Source organism: Odoribacter sp. (genome assembly GCF_985060555.1).
Map to the genome: position 1 here is coordinate 17,450 of NZ_CFKYFN010000100.1, position 19,225 is coordinate 36,674.

Below are 19,225 nucleotides of genomic sequence, written 5' to 3' on the forward strand. Positions count from 1 at the left end.
GCATAGGGTAAATTCAGGCTTCGGCAAATTCGATCCGGAATAGTTTGAGAGGACAAGCTTTCAAACATAATTTGCAGGCAATACATTTTTCCGGATTGAAATGCAGTTTCCAATCCGGAGCCCCTATGGTCAACGCGTGGGAAAAGCAGGCCGATACACAGTTGCCACAATCGATACAGAGGCTCGCGTCATACGATACTTTACTGGATACCGGACTTACCGTAACTCCGTTTTCGATTAAATAGGCGATACCCTGGTCCAGTTTGTCGGTATCGGCTTCGAGTTCGACTAATAGATTACCGGATTTCCCGGCTTGTATTTCGGCTTTCAGTATATTGATCCGGATATCGTATAATTTGACCAGGTCATAGGTCAGCGATCTGTCGGTAGCATCTACCGGGAAGGATAATACAACTTTCTTTATCATGATGTTTCTAATTGACAAGGTTTTAAATTTTAATCTTCAATGGCTTTCAATCCGTTCAGGCTGGCTTGTACAGGCATTGGCCGTACCGGTTCGGTGAGTAAAAATTCACCTTTCTGAATCCAGCTTTTCAGTAAATCTGCGATTTCCCGGGCTTTGGCCAGACTGGAAAGGGGCGCTGTTCTTACTTTATGGCCATTGATTTCGATAGCACCACTTTGTAGAGCGGCATAATTCGTTTTTCCCAGAATTTGATTGCCATTCCCATAATCGACGACAGTCGTTTCGATTTGTTCATTCCGGATAGACACCCTTTTCGCCAGATCCTCGTCCAGAATAGGGATAGGAATTCCGATTCCGACATATAAGGTGATACCGTATTTTTCGATATAGGCCCCCCGGAGGTATTGGGTGCTCATGTTTTTCAAGTCACCCACAACAGCTATCGTACGGGCATTACTAGTGGGAATATCGTGTTCATTTACCGCTTTGGAAGTGTTGAACTGAGTGCCGTTCCAGGTGACATAACCGTCTGTACCGCAAAGGAAAATATGAGTTCCCAACCCGATGGTCCGGCATTCCGGATCGTTAAGCAAGGGCGATAGCTCACCGGCAGAACTGTAAGAGGCATTCCTCATCTTAGGAAGCAGCGTACCCATGTAGGTATATTTGATCTGATCGGTGGTGTTGGTCGCTACATTATAATTTTGGTAACAATTTCGCGGATTGTATAAGATAGCTTCATTGATGCAATTCTTGTTGATAATAGCTTTTATATGTTTGCGGGGATAACAATCCGTCCCTTTTCCCCAGGCTTCCAGTGTAATGTCTTTACCATTGACCAGGTCTTCGATGATATGGGCTCCGCCATAAGCCGGAGAGGATGGGTTACAATCTGTAGCGCCGACATAAGTATCTACCGCTGCCAGTCCACCACTAACCCGGATGCCGTTCAATTCGATCTTCTCCATCCGGATTGGGGGATTGGAATGACCGAAATTCAAAAATGCACCCGAAGAACACATCGCTCCGAAAGTGGCGGTGGTTACTACGTCTACTTTTTCTGCAATTTCTTTGGGTGATAATGTCTTGGATAATTCGGATACTTCTTCGGCTGTCAGTACTACGGCAGTCCCTTTTTTTATCTTTTCATTGATTTCTGCGTAAGTTTTCATTTTGTCGTTTTTTAATGAGCGTTTCATGTCTGGGGCGTTTACCCTTTAAATTGGTCAGGATATAGTTCGGATTCGACTATACCACTATAAAATAAACATTAAACCGAATGTTTATTAACGGGGCTTGCCAACTACTGCCTGGTAGTATCGTAAGCCGGTAAATCGGAATAGGGGGTATAAAAGATCAGCGCATGCAGCGCATGTCCATAGAAGATACAAAAAGAGAGAAGAATTTGAGATTCCGGTTTCTCCGGTCGGTGATGTGGGTTAAATAATCTGCTTTTTTCATCTTACTTTTGTTTTAAATTATAACTCCTGTTATCAGGCCGGGTTTTGGCACCTTTCGGAAAGTTCCGGAGGTTGTCGGAGTTTCATAGAGCCCAGTCTCTCAACTCCTCTTTATAATTCAAACAATCTTTCTTAAGGATTGAATTGACGAAACAAAGGAATAGGAAATATTTTGAAAAAACAAATGAATGCCGGGGAAAAAATGTGCTAACGTTTTAAATAGCCCACAGGGACGGGCAGTGGGCTATTTTTAAATGTGGTCTTAAATAATCTTTAGTCCCAGGGTGAAATTGAACGACCGGGGAGCTTTCAGTTCATGACCTAAATTTTTGAATGCTTTTTCATAATCGATATCGAAGGTCAGTTTCCAGACATCTACCCCGACGCCGACTTTACCGTGCCAGTTGGTTTTATCGGTACTGATATCTCCTAGTTTTTTCAGGTTTTTTACTTTCCCGACGGAAAGTACCGGTCCGAGGAAGGCCCGTAGTTTAACGATAGATAAATCCAATACTTGGAAACCCAACATAATCGGAATATCGAACGTGTTGAGTTTCAGATCGAAGTTGTCAGGATTTTCTCCTAGTGCCTGTGCCTTTTCTTCTATCACACTTCTCTTATGCGAATAGTTTAAAGCAGGTTCCAGATAGAGTTTTCCCAGATTGACGCGCATAAATGCGCCGACCATATAGCCAGTATTGGCTTGTGTCCCGATAGCCTGGGGGATATCTTTGAATTTTATCCGGTTACTGGAAATCCCGCCGTGAACACCCAGATTGATCGGTAATTGGGCCATCGCTCCGAAACCCAGGCAACAGATGCATAATAACGTAAAAATCTTTTTCATTTCGTTTTATTTTAAATTGCTGATTACATCCTTCTCTTGAATTCCGACAGAATAATACCGGTAGCTACTCCGACGTTCAGCGATTCGGTCGATTCGCTATTCCGGGCGAAACTCGGAATCGTTAGTTTCTGTCCGGTCAGCGCTTCTATTTCTGCTGAAATTCCTTTTCCTTCGTTCCCCATGACGATCAGGCCCCGGGTACTTAATGCTGTCGTATAAATATTTTTCCCATCTAAAAACGTGCCAAAGACAGGAAGGCCTTCTTGCTTCAGTTCGCTCAATAAAACAGGGAGATCCGTATAGAACGTCTTGACCCTGAAGATGGCCCCCATGCTGGCTTGTACACATTTGGGATTATAAACACCGGCACAATCGGCATCACAGAATATGTTTCCGATTCCGAACCAGTCTGCCACCCGGAGGATGGTACCCAAATTACCCGGATCTTGTATCCCGTTCAATACCAGGGATAAAGAATCGAGAACCTCTTCCTTCCGATAGATATGGACAGGTATTTCGGCCAGTGCGATGACTTCGGGTAAAGATTGGAAGTTGGATATCCCATGCATTTCCCGTTCATCGGCTTCAATGATATTTACGTTTGACAACGCTTTTTTGTTTTGTTCGAGCCAAGACGGGAAAGCGATCAGGGAGTGGATTTTCAGGGGAGAATGCAACAGTTCTCCGACCAGTTTTTCCCCTTCGATTTTAAAGAGATTATATTTTTCCCTGAATTTCTTTTTTTCAAGGTTTTGGACTATTTTTGTTACCTGTTTGCTTAACATGGTTTGTGCCTCTACATCGGTTTTAGCGTGGTTTTAATCCTGAATAAAGAGCAATTCAGAAGCTGTGCAAAAGTAGTAACATTTTTTGAGATTTGGAGAAGTGGGTTCCATATAAGATTGTTTCGGAATATTTTATCAGCCAACCGTTCATCAGCTTACTGAAAAAGCGAGGGGGAATTTTGTTATTGACGGGCTTTATGCTGGTCATGGTATCGTGTTCGCCTACCCGTTATGTGGGGAAAGATGAATATCTGTTGAATAAGGTGAAAGTGAGGGTAGAAGAGAAAGGGGTGAATTTTTCTGAATTGAAAAAAACGGTGCGGCAACGTCCTAATACGCGGATATTGGGAGTGGCTCGTTTTCATCTGGGACTTTATAACCTGAGTGGGAAGAATGAGAATAAGCGCTTTAACAAATGGTTGCGTTCCATCGGTGAAGCTCCTGTGATTTATAGTCCTTTCCTGACCGACAGAAGTGTGACCCAGTTGAAATTGTACCTGAACAATAAAGGTTTTTATAAAGCTGAGGTGACGGATTCCGTTTGGTTTAAAAAGAAAAAGGCTCATGTTGTGTACCGGATTTATCCCGGTCCGCTGACTCGGGTGAAAGATTTTACTTTCCGGGAAGACAGTAGTTTCCGGGCCGGAGGATTACCCGAAAGCTTTCCGTTAGTACAATTGGTTTTGCGGGACACCAATCACACTTTGTTGCATCAGGAAATGCCGATGGATATAGAGATATTGGAAGATGAACGGGAACGGATCACTCATATGCTCCGGCAAAACGGGTATTATAATTTTTCAAAGAATTTTATTCATTATTATGCCGATACCTCGCGGAGCGGTAATCCGGAACAGGCTCATCTTTTGCTGAGCATCGTCAACAGTGTGTCCGACAGTATGGCTTACCGCAAATATAAAATAAAGCACATTCAGGTAAATTTGGATTATGATCCCCTGCTGATGGCCAATGGACTCGATTCGCTTTACCGGCATACCCGTTACGGTGAATATGGGATTGTTTATCGTGGCCATATGAAGATTAAGCCGAAGGTGATCCAGGAAACGATCCAGTTCAAGGAAGGAGAATTTTATGATGTCCGTAAAGTGGCTGATTCCTATTCCCGCCTGCAAGCCTTGAATCTGTTTAAATTTATCAATATTATTTTCCGGGAAGAGCAAAAGGAAGACGGTGAGCCGGTGTTGTTTTGTGAAGTGCAGCTTACTCCGCTCAAACGGCAGTCTTATAATGTCTTTCTCGAAGGGACCAACAATTCCGGGAATATCGGGGTCGGAGGTAACTTTGCTTATAATCACCGCAATTTGTTTCATGGAGGGGAGAATCTGACCTTGAGTGTATGGGGGGCTTTAAAAAAAGAGAAATTGAAGGAAAATGAAATTTTCAGTACCACCGAAGTCGGTACGGAATTGAAGTTAGTGACGCCTCAATTTTGGATGCCGGTTTTTCGTATGGATGAATTCCGCCGTAATTTTGCTCCTAAAACTTCGATCTCTCTCTCCTTCAGTCAGGAAAATACACAGTTTTACAAACGCCGTGTAGCTAGTGCTAAGTTCGGTTACCTTTGGCGGCGGGCAGATAATAAATGGCGGTATAATTTCGATCTCATCGATCTGAATTATGTGCTGATGCCGAGTGTCGATTCGAGTTTTATCAGTGAATTGAAAAATGAATATATCAAAAGTGCCTATACCAACCATATGATTCTGTCGGCGAATTTTTCGGCTGTGTTTACCGACCAGGTGGTCAATTCTGCACAAAGTTTTAATTATTTCCGGGGTAATCTGGAGACTTCCGGGAATTTTCTTTTGGCTATGGATAAACTTTTAGGGGCCAGAAAATCCGGTTCCGAGGAAGAACGTTTTTATAAAATTCTGGGTGTCCGGTATGCCCAATTTATCAAAGCCGACGGTGAATATCGGTTCAACCATTACCTGAATAAAGCCAATTCGGTCGTCTACCGGCTGTTTCTGGGTTGTGGTTATCCCTACGGTAACATGAAGGCTTTGCCTTTTGAAGAGGCTTATTATTGCGGAGGTGCCAACGATATCCGGGCCTGGCAGGCGAGAACTTTGGGACCGGGATCTTATGCTCCGCCGGATAAATATCCGAATAATGTAGGAGACTTTAAGTTGGAAGCCAATGTGGAATATCGGTTTAAATTATTCTGGTTATTAGAAGGGGCTTTATTCATCGATGCCGGGAATATCTGGAATATCAATCGGTATGAGAATCGTCAGGGTACGAAGTTGTCCTCCGGATTTTATAAACAAATCGCTGTCGGAACAGGGGCCGGACTACGGTTGGATGTCAATTTCTTTCTGTTGCGTTTTGATCTTGGTTTGAAATTACATGATCCGATGCAGGCCGAAGGGCAACGTTTTGTGTTGTTGAATCGTAATGGAGGTTTTAATAAATCTGTATTTAATATAGCTATCGGATATCCGTTTTAATTTTAATGAACTTACTATGTTGTCCACTATTCTCGTTTATGTTTCGCTTTTTTTACAGGTTGCTGCTGCCGTTATTGCCATTAGCTTGTTTAAGCGGACAAAATTCAATGCTTCCTGGATTCTGATTTCCATCGGATTTTTGTTGATGGTGGTGTCGAGGGTCTTCGATTTATGGCCTACGATTTATCCCGAAATGGAAGATGAATTGGCTATTGTACAGAAGGTTCTGGCTTTTATCATTGCTTTGGTCCTCCTGATCGGAGTATTTTATATCCGGAAAATTTTTCAATTTATGCGAAGAGTGGATGAGATCCGGCGCGAATCAGAGAAACGGGTACTGGCAGCGGTTATCCGCACGGAAGAGCAAGAACGGCAGCGTTTTGCGAAAGAGCTGCACGATGGGCTGGGACCTTTGCTGAGTGTGATCAAAATGCTGGTCTCGGGGTTGGATACCAATAAAGAAAGTGAAGTCAACGAAAAGATAAAGCAGAATCTGCGGCAGGCTGTGGATGAAGCGATTAGCGGGGTCAGGGACATCTCGGCCAATATCAGCCCGCATATCCTCAACAATTTTGGCTTAAAAGATGCGGTAGAGGCATTCATAAAACGGATGCGGCAAGCCGATAATTTTAAGGTGTATTTTACTACTAATCTCGAAAATCAACGTTTCAATTACAATATCGAAGTGGTGGTCTACCGCGTTATCTGCGAGTTGATCAACAACACATTGCGGCATGCTGCAGCCTCGAAAGTGACGATCGATTTACAACTCGAAGAAGGAATATTATATTTAGAATATACCGACAACGGTATCGGATTCGATGTAAACCGTATTTCCGGACATACCGGTATGGGATTGGATAACATGCGTTACCGGCTGCAATCCGGTAACGGGGATATCGAGATTGTCAGCGAGCATGGAAAAGGGATGCGGGCCAACGCTTTTATTAAAGTCTTTTGACTTTCTGACTTTATTTTTATCTTTGTTTATCAGTTACGGATGTAAATGTTTATCGATTCATGGACACAAAGAATTTGAAAAAATTAAGAATCTATATTGTTGACGATCATAAGTTATTCAGGGAAGGATTGAAATTGCTTTTGTCTACCCAGGATTTCGTACACCATATTTACGAAGCTTCCAATGGACGCGACTTTATTGAAAACCTCTCCTTTGTAGATTGTGACCTGGTGTTGATGGATATAGAAATGCCCGAGATGAACGGGATAGAAGCTACGGAACAGGCTCTGCGGATCAGGCCGGATTTGAAGGTGATCGTGTTGTCTATGTACGGGGATGAACAGTATTACTATAAAATGGTCGATGTCGGAGTAAAGGGGTTCGTTCTCAAAAATTCCGGTATAGAAAAAGTGATTGCGGCAATCCGGGCTGTCGCCGCCGGTGAGAATTACTTTTCCGAGGAGTTGCTGGTGAATATTCTCAATAATATGCGTGATGGCGGGCAACATAAACCGGAACCTGAAACCCCTGATAATGAAATATCCGAGAGAGAACTCGAGATTTTGTATCATGTATGCCTGGGACTTTCCAACCAGGAAATTGCAGATAAACTTTTTATCAGTAAGCGGACAGTGGATAAACATCGGGCGAATCTGTTGAGTAAGACCGGATGCCGGAATACTGCTGCGCTTGTCATGTATGCAATTAAAAATAAGATGATAAATATTTAGATGAACGGAATGATATTTGCAGCGGGATTGGGTACCCGTTTGCAGCCTTTGACGAACGATCGGCCCAAAGCATTGGTGGAAGTAGCCGGTAAGCCTTTGCTTGAATATGTCATACGGAAAATGATAGCGGCGGATGTACAGCGTATTGTGGTGAACGTGCATCACTATGCCGACCAGATAGAAGCTTTTCTGTGCGAACGACATTTTTTCGATTGGGATATCGTGATTTCCGATGAACGGGAGAAATTACTCGATACCGGGGGCGGACTTCTGAAAGCCAGGGAGTTGTTCTGCCCGGGTGAATCGGTGCTTATTCATAATGTAGATATATTTTCAGATATCGATATACCTGCCTTGCTCCGCTTTCATCGGCAAAATAAGGGAGATGCGACCTTGGTTACCCGGACCGGCGGGAAAGGCAGAGGATTGAGATTTAATCGTGAAGGGATGCTGAAAGGATGGGAAAATAAGGCCACAGGGGAACAAAAACCGGTAGATGAAGAATTTTGGGATTCCCGGAACTATGCTTTCTGTGGAGTGCAGGTGGTGAGCCCGGAATTTTTAGAACGTATGTCAGGAAAAGGGGTCTTTTCGATTATAGACGAATATCTGTCACAGGCCAGGCTTCACCCGATACTGATGTATTTTTACGAAGGACGTTTTTTAGATTTAGGGACTCCTCAGGCGATTGCCGAAGCCGAAACAATGTTGATCGGTTCGTGCAACCCGTAAGGATCTTTTTTCGTTAATTAAAGACTTTACGGAATAGCAGGAGGCAGGCCTTGCAGCGCTTTTTTACGATCTGGATAATGGTAATTGCGAAGAATAAAGCTTAAGCATGAAAAGATTTTTTAAATATCTGGGCAGAACGATTTTAGCAATTTTAGGGTTGCTACTGCTTATCGTGTTTTTGCTTTATTTACCTCCTGTACAAGATTTCCTTTTGCGCAAAGCCGAACGTTATGCTGCTTCGCATTACGACTTGGAAGTCCGGATCGGGCATTTCCGTTTGGGTTTTCCTTTTGATCTGGTTTTGGACGATGTGTATGCCGGGAAAACTGCCGGAGATACCCTGGTTGCTGCAGAGGCGATCCGGCTTAGGGTGAATATCGATCGGATATTTCGTAAAGAACTCGGTATCGAACAGTTAGGTCTGAGACAGGTGAAGTTAGGATTAGCCGGCGATACTACCGGTATGCAACTGAAGGTGGTTGTCGGGAATTTGGGGCTGCAGGAGGGACGGATCGATTTGGAACGGAAAAAATTGATAGTCGCTGAGATTAGCCTGGAAGAAGGGGATGTTTTTTTGAAATCCGGAGCCGGAACAGTGGAAGATACAGTGCAGAGTAATCCTTTGGATTGGGGGATCGAAGTCAGGCAGATAAAGATCCGGGACGTCGGTTATCGCATGTATACCGAGGGGTTGCCTTACCTGGGGGCCGGAATAAAGGACGGTTCGCTGACTGGCGGAAAAGTTTTGTTGGGGGAGCAATCCGTCGAAATAGATGCTGTCGCTGTCGGAGGGGCTTGGTGTGACATGCAGATGGGAACGGAACAATCGTCCGGGACACCGGTCACCGAACCGTCCGGTAGCCAGCCTTGGCTGATACGTGCAGGGAGATTACAATTGGAGAACAGTGCCTTTAGCATGAAGACTGCCGATGCCGGGCAAACCGATTTGGTGCTGTCCGGTATTGCCGTACAAATCGACAGTGTATATAACCGGGGAACGGTTGTGCGGGGAAACCTGGTAGATCTGAGGGCTGTACAGCAAAACGGAATACAGCTGCAACAGATGCAGGCACAGGTGGATCTCGATTCGGCCCGGACAGCATTGAGGGGGGCATTTATCCGCACCGCTCATAGCAAGATCGAGTTGACAGCCCGGGCCGATACTTCGATGAATAATCTGATGAAACGGGTACCCTTGATCGTTCAGCTGAATGCCAGGGTTGGGCTGGCCGATCTTACTCCCTTTTATGACGGAATCCCTCAGGACTTAAAACATAGTCAGGTAGATTTGAATACGACTTTCAGTATAGATGAAAACAGAGTCCGGTTCGACCGCCTGGATGCCGGTATGACCGGAAAATTCCGGTTGACTGGAAAAGGACAACTGCAATCCTACCGGGACCTGAAAAAAATAAGTGGGGTGATCGATTTGCGGGCGGAGATGCCGGACGCTACCTTTGCTAATGTTTTCTTAAAAGAAGGAATCGTGAAGATCCCGGCCGATGTATCCTGGTCGGCGAATCTGAAGGCTAATCAGGGAGCTTTGGAGGCTTTGGTGCGCTTGTGTTCCGCTGCTGGTTGTATGACCCTCGACGGGAGTTATGATTTGAACCGGGAGACATATAACGGCGAATTGACCCTGAGCCGTTTCCCACTCGATCGCTTTTTGACTGTCGATTCGTTAGGAAGCGCCTCGGCCAATTTCCGGTTGGAAGGCCGGTATTTTTCGTGGCCTCAGGCAAAGACCTCGGTAAATGCCGGAATCCGTCAGTTGTTTTATAAAGAGCACGAATATAAAGATATTACTTTACAGGCTACCTTGGATAAGACGCATTTACGGGGGACTATGGTTAGTAAAGATCCCGATGCTCCTTTGGATTTGGTTTTCCGGGGAGATTCGCTGCAACAACAGTATCAGGTCGGTTTGGGTGGTTATATCGGCAAGGTGGATCTGCAGGCCCTGCATTTGATGCAGGAACCTTTGACTATGGGGCTGAAAGTAGATTTGCAAGGTTTTATCGGGGAACATTCCGCTTATGCTTTAAAAGCCCGCTTCGATAGCCTGAGCATGGCAGATAGCAGGAAGACTTATACCTTGGGAAGCCTGGATATCGATATGGCCAGCGATCTGAAGAAGACGACACTGGATGTAAAGACCGGTGATTTACAGTTAACTTTCCGGGCCGATACTTCTTTGGCCGGTTTTGGGGAGAGTGCTGGGAAAATTGCAGGGATTGTCGGGAAGCAGATCGCCGGTAAAGATATCGATATGGAACAGATCAAAGCGGAGTTGCCTGTTTTTAGTATGCACTTGAAAGGTGATCAAAATAATGCGATCGCTAAATTTTTGAAGGCCAGGAATATGGGATTTCGTCGGCTTTCTCTGGATATCGTTTCCCGTCAGCGGTCAGGTATCCGGATGGGGATCACGGCTACGGCTCCCTATTTTGGGACGGTACGTCTCGATTCGGTACAGATGGGTATCTGGCAGACCGGCAAGAGTCTGGTGTATGCATTGGGAGCCGGTAGTTCCGACCAGGCCTGGAAGGGACTGTTCAATATCAACCTGACCGGAAAAATGCAGGGGAATCAATTCCGGATCGAACTGAAACAAAAAGATGCCCGGCAACGAGTCGGATTCGATATGGGTATCAATCTGGTGATGCTGGACAGTGCTTTTACGGTGAGCTTTTTCCCGATGACTCCTATTCTGGGGTATAGCCGGTGGATTGTCAATGCCGATAATAAAGTAACGGTTTATAAAGATTGGAAGATCGATGCCAATCTCCGGATGGCCTACCAGAATAAATTGGTGAGTTTGCAGTCTCTGCCTGATGAAGGAGAAAGGACGGATCGGTTACAGGTGGAGATTACCGGTATAGACCTGAAAAAATTGACCGAAATATCACCGTTCTTACCCGATCTGAGCGGTATCCTGCATACGGATTTATTGTTGTATACCGATCGTAAAACCTTCGGTGCCGAGGGAAATATCGGAGTGAATAATCTGTTTTATGAAGAACAGCGGATGGGTACCCTCGATTTGGATCTGCAGTATGCAGGAAAGGATCATTTAACCGATCATGCCGTAGATTTCGAGTTGAAAATCGACAGCATCCGCCGGGCGGTAGTGCAGGGGACTTTCGCTACATCCGAGACCAACCGGGAGGTCATGCTGGACGTAGATATACCTTCTTTACCTTTGTATATGGTCAACGCTTTTGTTCCGAAAGATCTGATGAAACTGGAGGGCGAGTTGACCGGCGCATTACAGTTTCGTGGGACGGTAGACCGTCCGGATTTGAACGGTGGATTGGGCTTTCGTAATGGAAAAGCCGATGTGGTGATGTTGGGTACCACATTCGGATTGGATACCACCCGCCTGATTGTAGACAACGGGAAGATTTTATTTCGGCAATATCGGTTTATTGCTCCTAACAAAAGTGATATGGTGCTGAACGGAGCGATTACCCTGACTCCGTTCGACCGGATGAATATGGATATATCTGTAAAAGCCGGTAATTTCGAGGTCGTGAATGTAAAGAAAAATCCGACTTCGCTGATCTATGGGAAGGCTTATATCAATCTGGATTCCCGTTTGGCCGGGGCCTTTTCGAATTTAAGCGTTTCCGGAAATATCAATTTGCTCAACCGGACCAATATTACCTATACTTTGCGTAGTTCCGGACCCGAACTTGTGGACCGTAGTGCCGATTTGGTCCGTTTCGTATCGTTCAGGGATACCACCTTGAATGAGCGTGACGATCTGACTAACCGGGTAAACACCAGTAGCTTTGCTTTAAAAATGTTGATCGAGATCGGAGATCAGGTGACGGTAAACGTCGAATTATCGGATGATGGAAGTAATAATATCGTCATCCAGGGTGGGGGTAATCTGGTTCTGGCCATGAGTCCTGAAAACGGACTTACCTTGTCGGGGAAATATATTTTATCCGGAGGAACCGTGGTTTATAATATTCCCATTGCAGGTAAAAAAGAATTTAATATTCGCAGTGGCAGCTATGTGGAATGGACAGGAAATGTGATGAATCCGATGTTGAGTATATCCGCTTCCGAACAGGTGAAAGCTACGGTTGTCGACGGAGAACAGAATCGACTGGTTACTTTCGAGGCTATCATCCGGATACAGAATACATTGACCCGACCGGATATCTCTTTTGACCTGTCAGCTCCCAACGATATGGTGGTACAGAATCAGTTGGCGACTTTTTCTCAGGAAGAACGTACCCGTCAAGCGTTGAATCTATTGATCTATAATACTTATACCGCTCCTGGGGCTGCTAAGTCGGGAAGCGGAGGAAGTATGGCCAACAATGCTTTATATAGCCTGGTAGAAAATGAATTGAATAAGTATACCCGGAAGACCGGTTTTACTTTTGGCGTCGATTCGTATAATACCGATGAAAATACAACCCGTACCGATTATACGTATCAGTTCTCCAAACAATTTTTTAATGATCGGATTCGGGTGAAGATCGGTGGACGGATTTCTACAGATAATAATGAAAATCAGAGTAATAACATAGAAGATAATCTCGTCGACGATATTTCTATAGAATACGTGATTACGAAGAAGAGAAATCTATTTTTGAAAGTGTTCCGGCATTCCAACTATGAGAGTGTACTGGACGGCGAAGTCACTCAAACGGGTGTCGGTATTGTTTGGCGGAAAAATTTCCGTAAATTTAAAGATCTCTTTAAAAATAACCGAAAATCGGAAAGAGAAACAAAAACGGAGAATCAGAAATGAAAGTAGTCGAATTCATCAGAAAGTATGCCCGGAAGTCTGACAAAAGTCGGTTCAGTCACTTTTGTCCTATTTGTAGTACCCTGACCTTTTCTTCTTCTTACTTTTTACCTTTAATCTTTTTCCTTTTCCTTCTTTTTTCTTGTTCGACGACTAAAAAACTGACAGAAGATGAAGTATTGTATGTCGGAGTAAAAAAAATGAAGATCGAGGCCCCTCAGAAAGTGAAACTCAACAGTACACAAAATTCAGCCGCTTCCGGTCCGCTGTCTGTGAAACCCAATAATCCGCTGTATTCTCCTTATGTCCGTTCGCCTTTCCCGATCGGGCTGTGGATATATAATTGGAATATAAAAAAAGAGAAAGGTTTTAAATGGTGGTTATATCGTAAATTGGCTAAGAAACCGGTGTTGATTTCAGATGTACAGCCCGAATTACGGTTGAAAATGGTGGATAATGCCATGAAAGACTTCGGTTTTTATGGGACGACTTCCCGCTACGAGATTATTCCGCATAAACGGAATCCTAAAAAAGCCCGCATCAGCTATTGGGTCGATTTGCCTCAGCCTTTTCATTACGGTAATGTACAGTTGTGGGGATGGAATCCTCCGATGGATAGTATCGTGCGCTCGTATATGCGGTTCTCCGAACTGAAACCGGGAAGGCAATACGATGTGAATGTCCTCAATCAGGAGCGGCAACGCATGTCCGATCGGTTGAGAAATCACGGTTATTATTTCTTCCAACCCGATTATATCGAATTTTTAGTCGATACCACTCAAGGTGGAAAAATGGCCGACGTACGAATCGGATTGAAGCAGGGAATTCCGCAAAATGCTTTTCATCCTTATAAAATCGGTGAGGTGAAAGTGATGCTGTCGGGAAATGAAACGACCGGCGGGCAAGACACGATACAGGCGGATCAGGTGAAAATCATTTATGAGCCTCCGCTACGGCTGAAACCGAATGTGATCACCCGGGCGGTGAAGACGCGACCCGGACAAACTTATTCGGCTATGCGACAGAGTCGTACACAAGCCGGATTTGTACAGTTGGGCGTATTTAAGTTCGCCAATATGACGATTACCGTGCCCGATACGGTTCAGGATCGCTTGCTGGATATGCAAATCAACGGCGATTTTGCCCTGCCCATTGAAACGGAAGTGGAGGTGGATATGTCTTCCAAGTCGAATAATCTGCTCGGTCCGGGATTGACATTAGGGATTACTAACCGGAATATGTTCCGCCGGGCAGAGAATTTCAGTGTCCGGTTGACAGGATCCTACGAATGGCAAATCGGAGGAAATAAAAAATCGACAGGCAATTCGGGCTTGATCAATTCTTATGAGCTGGGGTTGAATTTTAATTTGTCCGTGCCCCGGTTATTGGTTCCCAAATTGATGAAAACGAAACGGGATAGGAGAGAACAGACCCATTTTCAGATCGGTACGGATTTGCTCAACCGACATAATTTTTTTAGGATGATCTCGTTTTGGGGAAGTGCGACCTATGATTTTAATTCTTCTACCCGGAATTATCATTCCGTCGTACCTTTTAAACTCAATTATACCTATCTGTTGCGTACTTCTCATGCCTTCGATTCTGTTGTAAATAAAAATCCCGCAGTGGCGCAGAGTTTTAAGAATCAGTTTATTCCGTCGATGTCTTATACCTATACGTACGACCGGGCTGCGACTTATCGTAATCCCAACCGGTTGTTCTGGCAGACTTCGGTCACTCAGGCCGGTAATATTATAGCGGGCCTGCAGTATATCTGCGGGAATCATCAGGGGGAGGGCAAACAAATTCTCAATAATCGTTATTCTCAATTTTTGAAGCTTACTTCTGAATTAATCGGTTATAAGACTGTGGATAATAATAATCAATTGGCCATGCGGATTATGGGAGGGATCGGTTATGCTTACGGTAATTCGAAAGTAATGCCTTACAGTGAGCAATTTTATATCGGCGGCTCGAATAGTATCCGGGCTTTTCATATCCGTTCGATCGGGCCCGGAAGTTACCATCCCAGGGAATCGACCTATTCTTATCTCGATCAGACCGGAGATATCAAACTGGAAGGGAATGTCGAGTATCGTTTCAAAATATACGAACGGTTTAAAGGGGCTTTGTTTATGGATGCCGGGAATGTCTGGTTGTTGAACAATGAAACCCAGCGTCCCGGAGGAGAATTCAGAATCAAAGGATTATTGAAAGAAATTGCTTTGGGGACCGGATTCGGACTACGTTACGATTTTTCCTATATCGTGGTCCGTGCCGATTTGGGAATACCTATACATGCTCCTTATAGTACAGGCAAGTCCGGATATTATAATATCGACGGCAGTTTCTGGAAAGGTCTGGTACTGAATCTTGCGATCGGATACCCTTTCTAAAATTTATTTTATCTTTTACTTTTTACTTTTTACTTTTTATCCTATCTTTGCCCCGCCAAAGTAAGGAAAGATGCAGGAGTGGCTGAACTGGCACGCCTGGAAAGCGTGTAATCCTCTAAAGGGATTCCGGGGTTCGAATCCCCGTCTTTCCGCAAAGAATGACATTCTGGGAGGGACCTGGAATGTCATTTTTATTTCCCGTAAGTATACCGGGATAGGAGGTAAAATGTTACCTTTGTAAAATAAAAGAAAGTAGTTTATGGAAGATTTTCAACATGTTGGATATAGCAAAGAAGTCATCGAGTTTGTTGCAGTAGCCAAGGAATTTTGTGATTTTGTGGAGACGGCACCTCAGATGCAGCGCAGGGATTTTATCCAGCGTTTGCAGAAGTTTATTCCTTTGATCTATTTGAAGGGCTCCTTGCTGCCGGAGAGTGATAGCGGAGATAGTGGATTGATCGAAGATATCGTCACCGAAGACGATTATAATTATTTATATGGACAGCTTCATCGACTGTTGGGAGAATACGATGAATACCTGGAAGTTTTCGATGATAATATGCAGTTTAGTGAAGTTCCTGTCGTACATTCGATAGCAGAGAAAACTTGTGATATATACCAGGACCTGAAGAATTTTATTTCTTCTTTCCGCTGTGGGATACCGGAAGTGATCGGAGAGGCTTTATGGCAATTGAATAATAGTTTTGAATTGTATTGGGGAAAAGCTTGTGCCGGAGTGTTGAGGGCGGTACATCATGCTGTCTATCAAATAAAAGATGAGGACGATTAAGTTTGAGAAAATGTTGACTGATTTAAAAAAGACCATAGATCGGAAAGAAATAGATCTGTTACCTCCTTACGTGTTTTCGGGCGAAGTGAAGGTAATAGAAGAGGCAAGGCAGGTCGGGGAGGCGGCTGATTTTTTAAGTAGACATGCTTGCCTGGGGTTCGATACGGAGACTCGTCCCGCTTTTCGGAAAGGAGAAATTTATAAAGTGAGCTTATTACAACTGGCGGTCCCGGACCAGGTCTTTCTGTTCCGGTTGAATAAATGTGGTTTTCAACCGGCTTTGGTTCGGCTGCTGGCTAGTCCCCGGATTATAAAGATCGGTGTCGGTATCCGCGACGATAACCGGAATTTGCGTAAGTTGACCGATTTTACACCTGCCTCTTTTGTAGATCTACAGGAATATGCCGGACGCTTTGGTATTGAAGACAAATCTTTTTCAAAATTGATGGCTATTATTTTCGGGGTGAAGATTTCTAAACGTCAGCGTACTTCCAACTGGGAAGCTCCGGCATTGACTGAAGCCCAGATTCGCTATGCCGCTACCGATGCATGGGGGGCATTGAAGATGTATCAACGGCTTACGGCTTCTGCAGAAGAAGAGGCTTTGGGAATAGTGAAATAGAAAGTGGTTCCTATTCCCTCTTGGGAACAGAAATGGAGTTTCCCCTTGTTCATGCGGATAAAATCACGGCATAAAATCAGGCCTAATCCACTTCCTTTTTCATTGTGAGTACCGTAGGTGGTGATGTATTCATCGGATTTCAATAAATGGGTCTGAAGATCTTTGGGTATGCCTTTCCCGTTGTCTTTGACATATATTGTCCAGTAATCACCCGAGTCTGCAAGAGATAGTTCGACTTGTCCCCCTGTATAGGTAAATTTGATGGCATTGGAAATCAGATTGCGTAATACGGTTTTTATCATGTCTTCGTCGGCGAAAATATCGAACTTCCCTTCAATACGGTTGATCAGCTCGATTTCTTTTGCATTGGCTATTGCACTGAATAGTGAGACGACTTGTCTGGCTACAGGTGTGAGGTTGAAAAGAGTAGCATAAATTTTCGTTTTACCATTTTGGTTCCGGGTCCAGCGCAAGAGATTTTCCAGCAGATTAAAAGCTTCCTCTGTCGTTTCATTGATCATCTCGAATAACTTTGAAATTTGAGGATCTTTGATTTTAGCCTTTTGTGCCTCGATGGAGGAATTGATCATTTTAATGGTGCCGATAGGGGCTCTCAGGTCATGAGCGATGATGGAATACAGTTTATCCCGGGCTTCCAGACTTTTTTTCAATTTCTCGTTTTGCCGGCGGATGACCCGTTCGGCCCGGAGCAGGGATAACTGGTGCTGAACCCGGATGACCAGTTCTTGGGGACGGAAAGGTTTGGTGATAAAATCGATATTGTCATAATTCAGGCATTCCGGAATGTGATTCTCACTAGTCATGGAAGTGATGAATAAAACCGGGATGGCGCCTGTGATTTTATTGGTTTTGAAATCCTGTAAGATCGTATTCTCTTGCCGGACCGATTTGTCGATATCCAATAGGATCAGATCCGGAGAGGTGGTACGGATTCGTTGAATGGCTTCCTGTTGATTACTGGCTTCGAGAAGCATAAAATCAGCTTCCCGGAGAGTCTTTAGGATTTTTTCCGGATCACGAAAGGATGAAGTAATCACTAAAAGAGTATATTGACAGTTGTTAATTGGCATGTAGGATTATTTTACAGAAGGAATAGAACAAATTTTATCTAAATTTGTAAAATGTTGCTCCAGACTGGTCACTTCGGGGAGTTCCGGATGCTCTATTTTGTTTTTAAGTTGATCCCAGACCGGTTTTATCTCTTGTAACCAATGACGTAAATGATTCTGTTTGATTTCCAGCTCTAACCGGGCAGCTCTCTCTTGTTTGAGGTGGACAGTTAAGCGTTTTATAAGTTGATAATTATCCAATTGTAAAGCGATAACCGAGGACAGATCTTGCAGGCATTTGATTTCTTCCGGTGTCCAGGTGTGAGTCGTCGAACATTGGGTGAAAGCGATAAAAGCAAATTGTGATCCCGATTCGAATAAAGGTAATAGTAACATTTGGCGGCAATCGGTAGCTTTTAGTAACTCTGCTAATTCCGGATTACCCGACACATCCGATTCCTGAATAATTACCTGATTTTGTGTACAAAGTTGTTGTACAAGTTCCCGGTCGTATATCAGGCTGTTGTGCCTGAATTCTTCGGGAATGGCTTTTAACGACTTTTCATGCCAGTTATAAGTGATCGTATAAGTCATATTGTGATGAACCTCGATGATGTATATACGATCATGATTGCTGATTTTGCCGATCAATTCCAAAGCCTTTTCCAAACTTTGAGAAAATTTACTACCGGATGTAAATGCAATACTTAAACGCATTAAAACATCAGGAGTGATATGTTTCATTTCCATAGGAGCATGAGTATTGTCCCGCATAGCATTGAATGTTAATTTTGGGACGCTTTTTATAAATTAAACCTGTTATTTATACCTTGAATGTGTTCGAGAAGTTGCGAAGAAGAGCTTATTTAACTTTTAAAGGAGGTAAGGGTGTAGGTATAATTTTTTCTTTCTATTCCGATTTCGGGTTCTGTGTCGTCAGACCGGTTCGTCTGGAACGGTCTGTTAAGTCTTTCCCTCACTGACCGACAGAAGCGACCGGATCCCCGAACACAAGCCCTGAAGACGAATGAGAACAAGATTAATTCTAGAATTATTCTGTCGTTATTTATTCGTCTTCGGTGATCGGAATTGGCGACCCGGTCGCTTCTGTCGGTCGTCTGGCTTTTTCTATCACTGACCGGCGGAACTCCTCACTACGTTCGTC

At 44.1% G+C, this 19,225-nt stretch carries 14 protein-coding genes, 1 tRNA gene and 1 riboswitch; of the genes, 9 read left to right on the forward strand and 6 right to left on the reverse strand.

All coding sequences use genetic code 11. The features are described from left to right. Positions 1-13: 13 nt before the first annotated feature. From AC5RDS_RS13475 to AC5RDS_RS13490, 4 genes are all read right to left on the reverse strand, one after another. The gene (locus AC5RDS_RS13475; protein WP_013613557.1) at positions 14-427 is read right to left on the reverse strand and encodes an NIL domain-containing protein; all 414 of its coding nucleotides are present in this window, start codon (positions 425-427) and stop codon (positions 14-16) included. A 29-nt stretch (positions 428-456) separates the two neighbouring features. After that, positions 457-1,599 (reverse strand): homocysteine biosynthesis protein, encoded by a 1,143-nt coding sequence (locus AC5RDS_RS13480; RefSeq protein ID WP_041557038.1) that lies wholly within the window; start codon positions 1,597-1,599, stop codon positions 457-459. 303 nt (positions 1,600-1,902) lie between these two features. Continuing rightward, a riboswitch (SAM riboswitch) is annotated at positions 1,903-2,007 on the reverse strand. Between the two features lie 142 nt (positions 2,008-2,149). Then, the gene (locus tag AC5RDS_RS13485) at positions 2,150-2,734 is read right to left on the reverse strand and encodes a porin family protein (RefSeq protein ID WP_013613560.1); all 585 of its coding nucleotides are present in this window, start codon (positions 2,732-2,734) and stop codon (positions 2,150-2,152) included. Between the two features lie 23 nt (positions 2,735-2,757). Continuing rightward, entirely contained in the window at positions 2,758-3,519 is a 762-nt protein-coding gene (locus tag AC5RDS_RS13490) for a TrmH family RNA methyltransferase (RefSeq protein WP_013613561.1), read from the reverse strand. A 92-nt stretch (positions 3,520-3,611) separates the two neighbouring features. Here AC5RDS_RS13490 and tamL (AC5RDS_RS13495) point away from each other — a divergent pair, with 92 nt between their 5' ends. The 9 genes from tamL (AC5RDS_RS13495) (at position 3,612) to AC5RDS_RS13535 (ending at position 16,990) form a co-directional block, all read left to right on the forward strand. Continuing rightward, on the forward strand, positions 3,612-5,990 hold the full coding sequence (gene tamL / locus AC5RDS_RS13495; protein WP_217773982.1) for a translocation and assembly module lipoprotein TamL: 2,379 nt from the start codon (positions 3,612-3,614) through the stop codon (positions 5,988-5,990). 16 nt (positions 5,991-6,006) lie between these two features. Next, on the forward strand, positions 6,007-6,951 hold the full coding sequence (locus AC5RDS_RS13500; RefSeq protein WP_013613563.1) for a sensor histidine kinase: 945 nt from the start codon (positions 6,007-6,009) through the stop codon (positions 6,949-6,951). Positions 6,952-7,010: 59 nt separating this feature from the next. Further along, on the forward strand, positions 7,011-7,682 hold the full coding sequence (locus AC5RDS_RS13505; RefSeq protein ID WP_013613564.1) for a response regulator transcription factor: 672 nt from the start codon (positions 7,011-7,013) through the stop codon (positions 7,680-7,682). Further along, positions 7,683-8,414, forward strand: coding sequence for a nucleotidyltransferase family protein (locus tag AC5RDS_RS13510; RefSeq protein WP_118108406.1), 732 nt, complete (start codon positions 7,683-7,685; stop codon positions 8,412-8,414). Between the two features lie 106 nt (positions 8,415-8,520). After that, positions 8,521-13,185: a translocation/assembly module TamB domain-containing protein gene (locus AC5RDS_RS13515; protein WP_217778417.1), complete on the forward strand. Its 4,665-nt coding sequence runs from the start codon at positions 8,521-8,523 to the stop codon at positions 13,183-13,185. Beyond that, complete coding sequence (gene tamL, locus AC5RDS_RS13520; protein WP_013613567.1) at positions 13,182-15,578, forward strand: translocation and assembly module lipoprotein TamL; 2,397 nt, start codon at positions 13,182-13,184, stop codon at positions 15,576-15,578. The genes AC5RDS_RS13515 and tamL (AC5RDS_RS13520) overlap by 4 nt, the downstream gene beginning before the upstream one ends. A gap of 64 nt (positions 15,579-15,642) precedes the next feature. After that, a tRNA-Ser gene (locus tag AC5RDS_RS13525) sits at positions 15,643-15,730 on the forward strand. A gap of 107 nt (positions 15,731-15,837) precedes the next feature. Further along, positions 15,838-16,368, forward strand: coding sequence for a DUF5063 domain-containing protein (locus AC5RDS_RS13530; protein ID WP_118104093.1), 531 nt, complete (start codon positions 15,838-15,840; stop codon positions 16,366-16,368). A gap of 10 nt (positions 16,369-16,378) precedes the next feature. Continuing rightward, the gene (locus AC5RDS_RS13535) at positions 16,379-16,990 is read left to right on the forward strand and encodes a 3'-5' exonuclease (RefSeq protein WP_046403266.1); all 612 of its coding nucleotides are present in this window, start codon (positions 16,379-16,381) and stop codon (positions 16,988-16,990) included. On the opposite strand, the gene AC5RDS_RS13540 is transcribed toward AC5RDS_RS13535, so the two are convergent. Together AC5RDS_RS13540 and AC5RDS_RS13545 are read right to left on the reverse strand one after the other, a co-directional pair. Beyond that, complete coding sequence (locus AC5RDS_RS13540) at positions 16,939-18,081, reverse strand: hybrid sensor histidine kinase/response regulator (RefSeq protein ID WP_368318115.1); 1,143 nt, start codon at positions 18,079-18,081, stop codon at positions 16,939-16,941. The genes AC5RDS_RS13535 and AC5RDS_RS13540 overlap by 52 nt on opposite strands. Positions 18,082-18,087: 6 nt before the next feature. Further along, a complete protein-coding gene (locus tag AC5RDS_RS13545) occupies positions 18,088-18,834 on the reverse strand; it encodes a GAF domain-containing protein (protein ID WP_022159516.1) in 747 nt (248 codons plus the stop codon). Positions 18,835-19,225 lie beyond the last annotated feature (391 nt).

Coding starts and splice junctions, on each gene's coding strand:
- AC5RDS_RS13515 (WP_217778417.1), top strand. CDS start 8,521: ATGAAAAGATTTTTTAAATATCTGGGCAGAACGATTTTAGCAATTTTA.
- AC5RDS_RS13510 (WP_118108406.1), top strand. CDS start 7,683: ATGAACGGAATGATATTTGCAGCGGGATTGGGTACCCGTTTGCAGCCT.
- tamL (WP_013613567.1), top strand. CDS start 13,182: ATGAAAGTAGTCGAATTCATCAGAAAGTATGCCCGGAAGTCTGACAAA.
- AC5RDS_RS13500 (WP_013613563.1), top strand. CDS start 6,007: ATGTTGTCCACTATTCTCGTTTATGTTTCGCTTTTTTTACAGGTTGCT.
- AC5RDS_RS13480 (WP_041557038.1), bottom strand. CDS start 1,599: ATGAAAACTTACGCAGAAATCAATGAAAAGATAAAAAAAGGGACTGCC.
- AC5RDS_RS13490 (WP_013613561.1), bottom strand. CDS start 3,519: ATGTTAAGCAAACAGGTAACAAAAATAGTCCAAAACCTTGAAAAAAAG.
- AC5RDS_RS13540 (WP_368318115.1), bottom strand. CDS start 18,081: ATGCCAATTAACAACTGTCAATATACTCTTTTAGTGATTACTTCATCC.
- AC5RDS_RS13505 (WP_013613564.1), top strand. CDS start 7,011: ATGGACACAAAGAATTTGAAAAAATTAAGAATCTATATTGTTGACGAT.
- AC5RDS_RS13545 (WP_022159516.1), bottom strand. CDS start 18,834: ATGCGGGACAATACTCATGCTCCTATGGAAATGAAACATATCACTCCT.
- AC5RDS_RS13485 (WP_013613560.1), bottom strand. CDS start 2,734: ATGAAAAAGATTTTTACGTTATTATGCATCTGTTGCCTGGGTTTCGGA.
- AC5RDS_RS13530 (WP_118104093.1), top strand. CDS start 15,838: ATGGAAGATTTTCAACATGTTGGATATAGCAAAGAAGTCATCGAGTTT.
- AC5RDS_RS13535 (WP_046403266.1), top strand. CDS start 16,379: ATGTTGACTGATTTAAAAAAGACCATAGATCGGAAAGAAATAGATCTG.
- AC5RDS_RS13475 (WP_013613557.1), bottom strand. CDS start 427: ATGATAAAGAAAGTTGTATTATCCTTCCCGGTAGATGCTACCGACAGA.